The sequence below is a fragment of the Streptomyces sp. NPDC050504 genome, assembly GCF_044458065.1.
Lineage (GTDB): Bacteria > Actinomycetota > Actinomycetes > Streptomycetales > Streptomycetaceae > Streptomyces.
The window spans coordinates 144,463-153,857 of sequence record NZ_JBITHO010000007.1 but is presented as its reverse complement, the minus strand read 5'-3'; the positions used below and the strand labels follow the sequence as shown (position 1 = coordinate 153,857).

General features: G+C 71.2%; 8 protein-coding genes. All 8 read left to right on the top strand.

All coding sequences use genetic code 11. From position 1 onward, the window contains the following. The first annotated feature begins 203 nt into the window (after window positions 1–203). Entirely contained in the window at window positions 204–746 is a 543-nt protein-coding gene (ruvC, locus tag ACIBNE_RS26530; RefSeq protein WP_399275704.1) for a crossover junction endodeoxyribonuclease RuvC, read from the top strand. Further along, the gene (gene ruvA / locus ACIBNE_RS26525; protein ID WP_399275702.1) at window positions 743–1,366 is read left to right on the top strand and encodes a Holliday junction branch migration protein RuvA; all 624 of its coding nucleotides are present in this window, start codon (window positions 743–745) and stop codon (window positions 1,364–1,366) included. Before ruvC ends, ruvA begins: the two co-directional genes overlap by 4 nt. 34 nt (window positions 1,367–1,400) lie before the next feature. Further along, window positions 1,401–2,483: a Holliday junction branch migration DNA helicase RuvB gene (gene ruvB, locus ACIBNE_RS26520; protein ID WP_399275700.1), complete on the top strand. Its 1,083-nt coding sequence runs from the start codon at window positions 1,401–1,403 to the stop codon at window positions 2,481–2,483. 164 nt (window positions 2,484–2,647) lie between these two features. Then, window positions 2,648–3,097, top strand: a complete 450-nt coding sequence (yajC, locus tag ACIBNE_RS26515; RefSeq protein ID WP_399275698.1) for a preprotein translocase subunit YajC — start codon at window positions 2,648–2,650, stop codon at window positions 3,095–3,097. Window positions 3,098–3,240: 143 nt separating this feature from the next. Continuing rightward, window positions 3,241–5,040, top strand: coding sequence for a protein translocase subunit SecD (gene secD / locus ACIBNE_RS26510; protein WP_399275696.1), 1,800 nt, complete (start codon window positions 3,241–3,243; stop codon window positions 5,038–5,040). A gap of 1 nt (window position 5,041) precedes the next feature. Beyond that, the gene (gene secF, locus ACIBNE_RS26505; protein ID WP_399275694.1) at window positions 5,042–6,142 is read left to right on the top strand and encodes a protein translocase subunit SecF; all 1,101 of its coding nucleotides are present in this window, start codon (window positions 5,042–5,044) and stop codon (window positions 6,140–6,142) included. Next, window positions 6,139–6,681 (top strand): adenine phosphoribosyltransferase, encoded by a 543-nt coding sequence (locus ACIBNE_RS26500; RefSeq protein ID WP_399275692.1) that lies wholly within the window; start codon window positions 6,139–6,141, stop codon window positions 6,679–6,681. The genes secF and ACIBNE_RS26500 overlap by 4 nt, the downstream gene beginning before the upstream one ends. 193 nt (window positions 6,682–6,874) lie before the next feature. Continuing rightward, a complete protein-coding gene (locus ACIBNE_RS26495; RefSeq protein ID WP_399275690.1) occupies window positions 6,875–9,385 on the top strand; it encodes a RelA/SpoT family protein in 2,511 nt (836 codons plus the stop codon). Window positions 9,386–9,395: the final 10 nt, after the last annotated feature.

Sequence of the window (9,395 nt, the reverse complement as noted above, 5' to 3'; positions counted from 1 at the left end):
GGGGGGCGCACCGCCGCGCGGGCCCCCGTGTAGCCCCAACCGCCCCTGGCGCCTGGGGGTTCGGGTCTGTGCGACCCGCGCCCGGCCGCGGGGGGGGGGGGGGGGGGGGGCACCCCCCCCCCCCCCCCCGCCGCTTTGTGGGCGGCATTGTCAGCGGCAGCCGATAGCCTGCACAAACAGGTGAGCGAAGGAGGGGGAGCGGCGTGCGCGTACTGGGCGTGGACCCGGGTCTTACCCGGTGCGGCGTCGGCGTCGTCGAGGGCGTCGCGGGCCGCCCGCTGACCATGCTCGGCGTCGGCGTCGTGCGCACGCCCGCCGACGAGGACCTCGGACAGCGGCTGGTCGGCATCGAGCGGGGCATCGAGCGGTGGCTGGACGAACACCGCCCCGACGTCCTCGCCGTCGAACGGGTCTTCAGCCAGCACAACGTGCGCACGGTGATGGGCACCGCCCAGGCCAGCGCGGTCGCCATGCTCTGCGCGTCCCGCCGCGGCATCCCGGTCAGGCTGCACACCCCCAGCGAGGTCAAGGCCGCCGTCACCGGCAGCGGCCGCGCGGACAAGGCGCAGGTCGGCGCCATGGTGACCCGGCTGCTCAGACTGGCCGCGCCGCCCAAGCCGGCCGACGCCGCCGACGCCCTCGCCCTCGCCATCTGCCACATCTGGCGGGCCCCCGCGCAGAGCCGCCTCCAGCAGGCCGTGGCCCAGCACGCCGCGGCGCACGCACCGAAAGGCCGTACGTCATGATCGCCTTTGTCAGCGGCCCGGTGGCCGCCCTCGCCCCCACCACCGCGGTCATCGAGGTCGGCGGCGTCGGCATGGCCGTGCAGTGCACCCCGAACACCCTCTCCGAGCTGCGCGTCGGCCAGGAGGCCAGGCTCGCGACCTCCCTCGTCGTACGGGAGGACTCGCTGACCCTGTACGGCTTCGCCGACGACGACGAGCGCCAGGTCTTCGAGCTGCTCCAGACCGCCAGCGGCGTCGGCCCCCGCCTCGCCCAGGCCATGCTCGCCGTGCACTCCCCGGACGCCCTGCGCGTCGCGGTCTCCACCGGCGACGAGAAGGCGCTGACCGCCGTCCCCGGCATCGGCAAGAAGGGCGCCCAGAAGCTCCTGCTCGAACTGAAGGACCGGCTCGGCGCACCGCTCGGCAGCAGCGGCCTGGTCGGCGCCCAGCGCGCCGCGGCCAGTGGCCCCGCCCCCTGGAGCGAGCAGCTGCACGCCGCGCTCATCGGCCTCGGATACGCCTCCCGCGAGGCGGACGAGGCGGTCGCGGCCGTCACCCCGCAGGCCGAGGCCGCCGAGGGCGCACCGCAGGTCGGCCAGCTCCTCAAGGCCGCGCTCCAGACCCTGAACCGCACGCGCTGACCGCCCGCGCCGAGCCATCGATCGAGGCACTTTCATGAACTGGGACGACACGCACGACGAGCCGACGGACGCCGCGGGCGCGGCCGACCGGCTGGTCGGGGCGGACGCCGAGGCCGACGACACGGCGGTCGAGGCCGCCCTGCGCCCCAAGGACCTGGGCGAGTTCGTCGGCCAGGAGAAGGTCCGCGAACAGCTCGACCTCGTGCTGCGCGCGGCGCGGGCCCGCGGCGCCACCGCCGACCACGTCCTGCTCTCCGGCGCCCCCGGCCTCGGCAAGACCACCCTCTCGATGATCATCGCGGCCGAGATGGGCGCCCCTATCCGCATCACCTCGGGCCCCGCCATCCAGCACGCGGGCGACCTCGCCGCGATCCTCTCCTCCCTCCAGGAGGGCGAGGTCCTCTTCCTCGACGAGATCCACCGCATGTCCCGGCCCGCCGAGGAGATGCTCTACATGGCGATGGAGGACTTCCGGGTCGACGTCATCGTCGGCAAGGGCCCAGGCGCCACCGCCATCCCGCTGGAGCTGCCCCCCTTCACGCTGGTCGGCGCGACCACGCGCGCGGGCCTGCTGCCGCCCCCGCTCCGCGACCGCTTCGGCTTCACCGGGCACATGGAGTTCTACGCCCCCGTCGAACTGGAGCGCGTCGTCCACCGCTCCGCCCGCCTCCTCGACGTCGAGATCGACCCGGCGGGCGCCGCCGAGATCGCCGGACGCTCGCGCGGCACGCCCCGCATCGCCAACCGCCTGCTGCGCCGCGTCAGGGACTACGCCCAGGTCAAGGCGGACGGCCACATCACCCGCGAGGTCGCGGCGGCCGCCCTCGGCGTGTACGAAGTGGACGGCCGCGGCCTCGACCGGCTCGACCGGGCGGTCCTGGAAGCACTGCTCAAACTGTTCGGAGGCGGACCTGTGGGACTTTCCACACTCGCGGTCGCCGTGGGGGAGGAGCGCGAGACGGTCGAGGAGGTTGCGGAGCCCTTCCTGGTCCGCGAGGGACTGCTGGCCAGGACGCCGCGCGGGCGGGTCGCGACCCCCGCCGCCTGGGCGCACCTGGGGCTCGTACCACCGCAGCACACCACGGGAAAGGGACAACAGGGGCTCTTCGGGCCGTGACGGCGCGGAGGCTCGCCCGGTCAGGAACCGGGGTGGGATGCTGGGCGTTGTTCCAGTGATGCGGACTCATCTAGACTCCGCCGACGTCGTCCTTTACGGACGGCGTGCCCACCCCCGTAGATCAGGCCGCCCAGTCCGCGGCCGTGCGAAGGAATCTCCGTCCCGTGAGTATCGTGACTCTCCTCCCCTTCATCGTCCTCATCGGGGCCATGTTCCTGATGACCCGCTCGGCGAAGAAGAAGCAGCAGCAGGCCGTGTCCATGCGCGACCAGATGCAGCCCGGCTCCGGCGTCCGCACGATCGGGGGGATGTACGCCACCGTCAAGGAAGTCAAGGACGACACGGTCGTCCTTGAGGTCGCACCCGGCGTGCACGCGATCTACGCGAAGAACGCGATCGGCGCCGTCCTGGAGGACGAGGAGTACAACCGCATCGTCCACGGCGACAGCGACGAGCTCACCGTGCCGGACGACGCCTCCTCGCTGACCGCGGACTCCGACGCCACCGTCGTCGACGACGCCGCCGCCGACAAGATCGACCTGGGCAAGAAGCCGGAGGCGGACGACGCCGACCGCAAGGACGGCAAGGCCGACGGCGAGGCCGACGCGAAGTAGTCACCCCCGGGACCGTTTCTCGCCGACCGGCGAGCGGCGGTCCCGGCCAGGTGGAGACTTTTGCGGGGGCAGGTCCCCACAACACTTCGTGGCCGGTCGGCGCATACCCGGCGCTGGACGGTTGGACAGGGAGAAACGAGAAGGTGGCAGCACCGAAGAAGGGCCGAAGGCCGACGGGGACTCAGGGCAGGCCGGGCCGCACCCTGGCGTTGATCCTGATCGCCATGGTCGCGCTCACCGGCGGGATGTTCTGGTCCGGGCACACCACGCCCCGCCTGGGCATCGACCTCGCGGGCGGCACGAGCATCACGCTCAAGGCGAAGCCGGACCCCGGCGCGCCCACGCCCAAGAAGTCGGACATGGACACCGCCGTCTCCATCATGGAGCGCCGCGTGAACGGTCTCGGTGTGCAGGAGGCCGAGGTCCAGACCCAGGGTGACGACAACATCATCGTCAACGTCCCCAAGGGCACGAACTCCGAGCAGGCCCAGAAGCAGGTCGGCACCACCGCCAAGCTGTACTTCCGGCCGGTGCTGCTCGCCGCCGGACCCGAGGCGCAGACCAAGCAGCCGCCCGCCACCAAGCCCTCGGGCAAGCCGTCTGGCTCGCCGAGCGGCAAGGCCTCCGACAAGCCGTCCGACAAGGCCTCCGACGCCGACAAGGCCGACAAGGGTGACAAGGCCAAGGACGAGAAGGCCACCCCCAGCGGCACCGCGACCAGCCAGGGCCGCGCGGTCACCGACGGCCTGAAGAAGGACGCGACCCCGTCCCCCTCGGCGACCTCGAAGGACACCCCCAAGCCTTCGAAGACCCCCGAGCCGACGCCCTCCGGCGGCGCCGGCGACATGGCGGCGCTCCAGGCGAAGTTCGCCGCGACGGACTGCACCACCCCCGCCGGCCGGGCCAACGCCGCCGCGGGCACCAAGCCCGACGACACGATCGTGGCCTGCGGCAACAAGGGTGACCAGAAGTTCATCCTCGGCCCGCAGGAGGTCGAGGGCAAGGACATCGACGGCGCCCGCGGCGAGTTCGACCAGCAGCGCGGCCAGTGGCGCGTCACCATGGACTTCACGGGCTCCGGCTCGAAGAAGTTCCAGAAGATCACCTCGAAGCTCTCCCAGAAGCAGGACCCGGAGAACCGCTTCGCCATCGTCCTCGACGGCCAGGTCGTCTCCGCGCCCTCGGTCAGCCAGACGCTGAGCGGCAGCGCCGAGATCACCGGCCAGTTCAAGCAGCAGGAGGCCCAGGACCTGGGCAACATCCTGTCCTTCGGTGCCCTCCCGCTGACCTTCGAGACGCAGAGCGTCGACACCGTCTCCGCCGCGCTCGGCGGCGACCAGCTGCGCGCCGGCCTGATCGCGGGCGCCATCGGCCTCGCGCTGGTCATCTTCTACCTGGTCGCCTACTACCGGGGCCTCGCCCTGATCGCCATCGCGAGCCTCGGGGTCTCCGCGGTCCTCACGTACACGATCATGGCGCTCCTCGGCCCGAGCATCGGCTTCGCGCTGAACCTCCCGGCCGTCTGCGGCGCCATCGTCGCCATCGGCATCACAGCGGACTCGTTCATCGTGTACTTCGAACGGGTCAGGGACGAGGTCCGCGAGGGCCGTACGCTGCGTCCCGCCGTCGAGCGGGCCTGGCCGCGCGCCCGGCGCACCGTCCTGGTCTCCGACTTCGTGTCGTTCCTCGCCGCCGCCGTGCTCTTCGTGGTCACCGTCGGCAAGGTCCAGGGCTTCGCGTTCACGCTCGGCCTGACCACCCTGCTCGACGTGGTCGTGGTGTTCTTCTTCACCAAGCCCGTCATGACCCTCGCGGCGCGCACGAAGTTCTTCGCCGACGGCCACAAGTGGTCCGGCCTCGACCCCAAGCGCCTCGGCGCCAAGCCGCCGCTGCGCCGCACCCGGCGCCCCGCCACCGCTTCGACCGACCCCAAGGAGGCGTGAGATGTCCCGACTCGGAAATCTCGGCGCCAGGCTCTACCGCGGTGAGGTCGGCTACGACTTCTACGGCAAGCGGAAGCTCTGGTACGGCATCTCCATCCTGATCACCATCACGGCCATCGTCGGCCTGGCGGTGCGCGGCCTCAACATGGGCATCGAGTTCAAGGGCGGTGCCGTCTTCACGATCGAGAAGGCGAAGGCGTCCGTCTCGCAGGCCCAGGAGGTCGCCGAGGAGTCCTCGGGCCACCAGGCGATCGTCCAGAAGCTCGGCAGCGGCGACCTGCGCATCCAGATCGCGGAGGTCGACACCAGCAAGGCCGGGCAGATCAAGTCCGACCTCTCCAAGGAGCTGGACGCCCCGGCGGGCAAGATCAGCTACGAGCTGGTCGGCGCGAGCTGGGGCGAGCAGATCACCGAGAAGGCCTTCCAAGGTCTGATCATCTTCATGTTCCTGGTGGTGATCTATCTGGCCATCGCCTTCGAGTGGAGAATGGCGATCGCCGCCCTCGTCGCCCTGATCCACGACATCACGATCACGGTCGGCGTGTACGCCCTGGTCGGCTTCGAGGTCACCCCGGGCACGGTGATCGGTCTGCTGACCATCCTCGGTTACTCGCTCTACGACACGGTGGTGGTCTTCGACTCCCTCAAGGAGGGCACGAAGGACATCACCAAGCAGACCCGCTGGACGTACAGCGAGATCGCCAACCGCTCCATCAACAGCACGCTGGTGCGCTCGATCAACACCACGGTCGTCGCGCTCCTGCCGGTGGCGGGCCTGCTCTTCATCGGTGGCGGCGTCCTGGGCGCCGGCATGCTGAACGACATCTCGCTGTCGCTCTTCGTCGGCCTCGCGGCCGGTGCGTACTCCTCGATCTTCATCGCCACCCCGCTCGTCGCCGACCTCAAGGAGCGCGAGCCCGCGATCAAGGCCCTGCGCAAGCGGGTGCTCGCCAAGCGCGCGCAGGCCGATGCCAAGGGCGAGTCCGCCGACGCCGGTGCCGAGCAGACCGACGAGGTCCCGGACGCGGCCGCCGCCGCGGGCGCCGGTGCCGTCGTGGGTCAGCGCCAGCAGCCCGAGCGCGGACGCGGGAAGCGGCGATGAACAGCACCACCGAACAACTGCTCCTCAGCAGGATCAAGGACGTCGCCGACTACCCGAAGCCGGGCGTGGTGTTCAAGGACATCACCCCGCTGCTCGCGGACCCCGTGGCGTTCTCGGCCCTCACCGACGCCCTCGCCGAGCTGTGCGTCACGCACCGCGCGACGAAGATCGTCGGCCTGGAGGCGCGCGGCTTCATCCTGGCGGCGCCGGTCGCCGTCAGGGCGGGGCTCGGCTTCATCCCCGTGCGCAAGGCGGGCAAGCTCCCCGGAGCGACCCTCAAGCAGGCGTACGACCTGGAGTACGGCTCCGCCGAGATCGAGGTGCACGCCGAGGACCTGGCGCCGGGCGACCGCGTCATGGTCATCGACGACGTCCTGGCCACCGGCGGCACCGCCGAGGCCTCGCTGGAGCTGATCCGGCGGGCCGGGGCCGACGTCGCGGGCGTCGCGGTGCTCATGGAGCTGGGTTTCCTGAACGGGCGCGCCCGTCTGGAGCCCGCGCTCGCCGGGGCCCCGCTGGACGCCCTGATCAAGGTCTGACCAGCACGGAGCACCACACAGCGGTACAGGGACGGGCACCGGGGAGCACCCCGGTGCCCGTCTCGCGTACCGGGCCCGCGGCACTCCCGGGGCGAGGACTCGGCGATGGCTAGATACCATGGCTTTCCGGGCCTGACCGGGGGACCCGGAACCTCCCCCAGACTCGGTCCGGGGGAACCCCAGAGGAGCGCTCTTGCCAGACAAGGCCCAGCCAATCTCCGCCGCGCAGCCCGACCAGCAGGCCGAGAAGGCCACGGCGCCCCCAGCCGCGCCCCAGGGCAAGTCCGCCCCCGCCGAGCGCGCCGGCGGCCCCGCCCCCGCCGCCGGGCCCGTGCCGCCCGCCCCGCCCGCGAAGCCGGCGACACCCGCCAGGACCGCCCCGGCCACGGGCTCCACGGCCAGGTCGGGCGGCTCGTCCAACCGCGTACGGGCCCGCCTCGCACGCCTCGGCGTCCAGCGCTCGTCCCCGTACAACCCGGTCCTGGAGCCGCTGCTGCGGATCGTGCGCAGCAACGACCCCAAGATCGAGACGGCGACGCTGCGCCAGATCGAGCGCGCGTACCAGGTCGCCGAGCGCTGGCACCGCGGCCAGAAGCGCAAGAGCGGCGACCCGTACATCACGCACCCCCTCGCGGTGACGACGATCCTCGCCGAACTGGGGATGGATCCGGCCACCCTCATGGCGGGCCTGCTGCACGACACCGTCGAGGACACCGAGTACGGCCTGGAGGACCTGCGCCGCGACTTCGGCGACCAGGTCACGCTCCTGGTCGACGGCGTCACCAAGCTCGACAAGGTCAGGTTCGGCGAGGCCGCGCAGGCCGAGACCGTGCGCAAGATGGTCGTCGCCATGGCCAAGGACCCGCGCGTCCTGGTCATCAAGCTCGCCGACCGCCTGCACAACATGCGCACCATGCGCTACCTCAAGCGCGAGAAGCAGGAGAAGAAGGCGCGCGAGACGCTGGAGATCTACGCGCCGCTGGCCCACCGGCTGGGCATGAACACCATCAAGTGGGAGCTGGAGGACCTCGCCTTCGCGATCCTCTACCCCAAGATGTACGACGAGATCGTCCGGCTGGTGGCCGAGCGCGCGCCCAAGCGCGACGAGTACCTCGCCATAGTGACCGACGAGGTCCAGTCCGACCTGCGCGCCGCCCGCATCAAGGCCACCGTCACCGGCCGCCCCAAGCACTACTACAGCGTCTACCAGAAGATGATCGTCCGCGGCCGGGACTTCGCGGAGATCTACGACCTGGTCGGCATCCGCGTGCTCGTCGACACGGTCCGCGACTGCTACGCCGCGCTCGGCACGGTGCACGCGCGGTGGAATCCGGTCCCCGGCCGGTTCAAGGACTACATCGCGATGCCGAAGTTCAACATGTACCAGTCGCTGCACACCACCGTGATCGGCCCCAGCGGCAAGCCCGTCGAACTCCAGATCCGCACCTTCGACATGCACCGCCGCGCCGAGTACGGCATCGCCGCGCACTGGAAGTACAAGCAGGAGGCCGTCGCGGGCGCCTCCAAGGTGCGCACCGACGTGCCCAAGGCGGGCAAGGGCAAGGACGACCACCTCAACGACATGGCGTGGCTGCGCCAGCTGCTCGACTGGCAGAAGGAGACCGAGGACCCCAGCGAGTTCCTGGAGTCCCTGCGCTTCGACCTCTCGCGCAACGAGGTCTTCGTCTTCACCCCCAAGGGCGACGTCATCGCCCTGCCCGCGGGCGCCACCCCGGTCGACTTCTCCTACGCGGTCCACACCGAGGTCGGGCACCGCACCATAGGAGCGCGGGTCAACGGACGGCTCGTACCGCTCGAATCGACCCTCGACAACGGCGACCTGGTCGAGGTCTTCACCTCCAAGGCGCCCGGCGCGGGCCCCTCCCGCGACTGGCTCGGCTTCGTCAAGTCGCCGCGCGCCCGCAACAAGATCCGCGCCTGGTTCTCCAAGGAGCGCCGCGACGAGGCCATCGAGCAGGGCAAGGACTCCATCGCGCGCGCGATGCGCAAGCAGAACCTGCCGATCCAGCGGATCCTCACCGGCGACTCGCTGGTCACCCTCGCGCACGAGATGCGCTACAGCGACATCTCCTCGCTGTACGCGGCGATCGGCGAGGGCCACGTCACCGCGCAGTCCATCGTGCAGAAGCTGGTGCAGGCACTCGGCGGCGAGGAAGCGGCCAACGAGGACATCGCCGAGTCCGCGCCGCCCTCGCACGGCCGCGGCAAGCGCCGCTCCAGCGCCGACCCCGGTGTGGTCGTCAAGGGCGTCGACGACGTCTGGGTCAAGCTCGCCCGCTGCTGCACGCCGGTGCCCGGCGACCCGATCATCGGCTTCGTCACGCGCGGCAGCGGAGTGTCGGTGCACCGCGCCGACTGCGTCAACGTCGACTCGCTCTCCCAGCAGCCCGAGCGGATCCTCGACGTCGAATGGGCGCCCACCCAGTCCTCGGTCTTCCTGGTCGCCATCCAGGTCGAGGCCCTGGACCGCTCCAGGCTGCTGTCCGACGTCACCCGGATCCTCTCGGACCAGCACGTCAACATCCTCTCGGCGGCCGTCCAGACCTCCCGCGACCGGGTGGCCACCTCGCGCTTCACCTTCGAGATGGGCGACCCCAAGCACCTCGGGCACGTCCTGAAGGCCGTGCGCGGCGTGGAGGGCGTGTACGACGTGTACCGCGTCACCTCGGCCCGCAGGCCGTAACGAGCGGCAC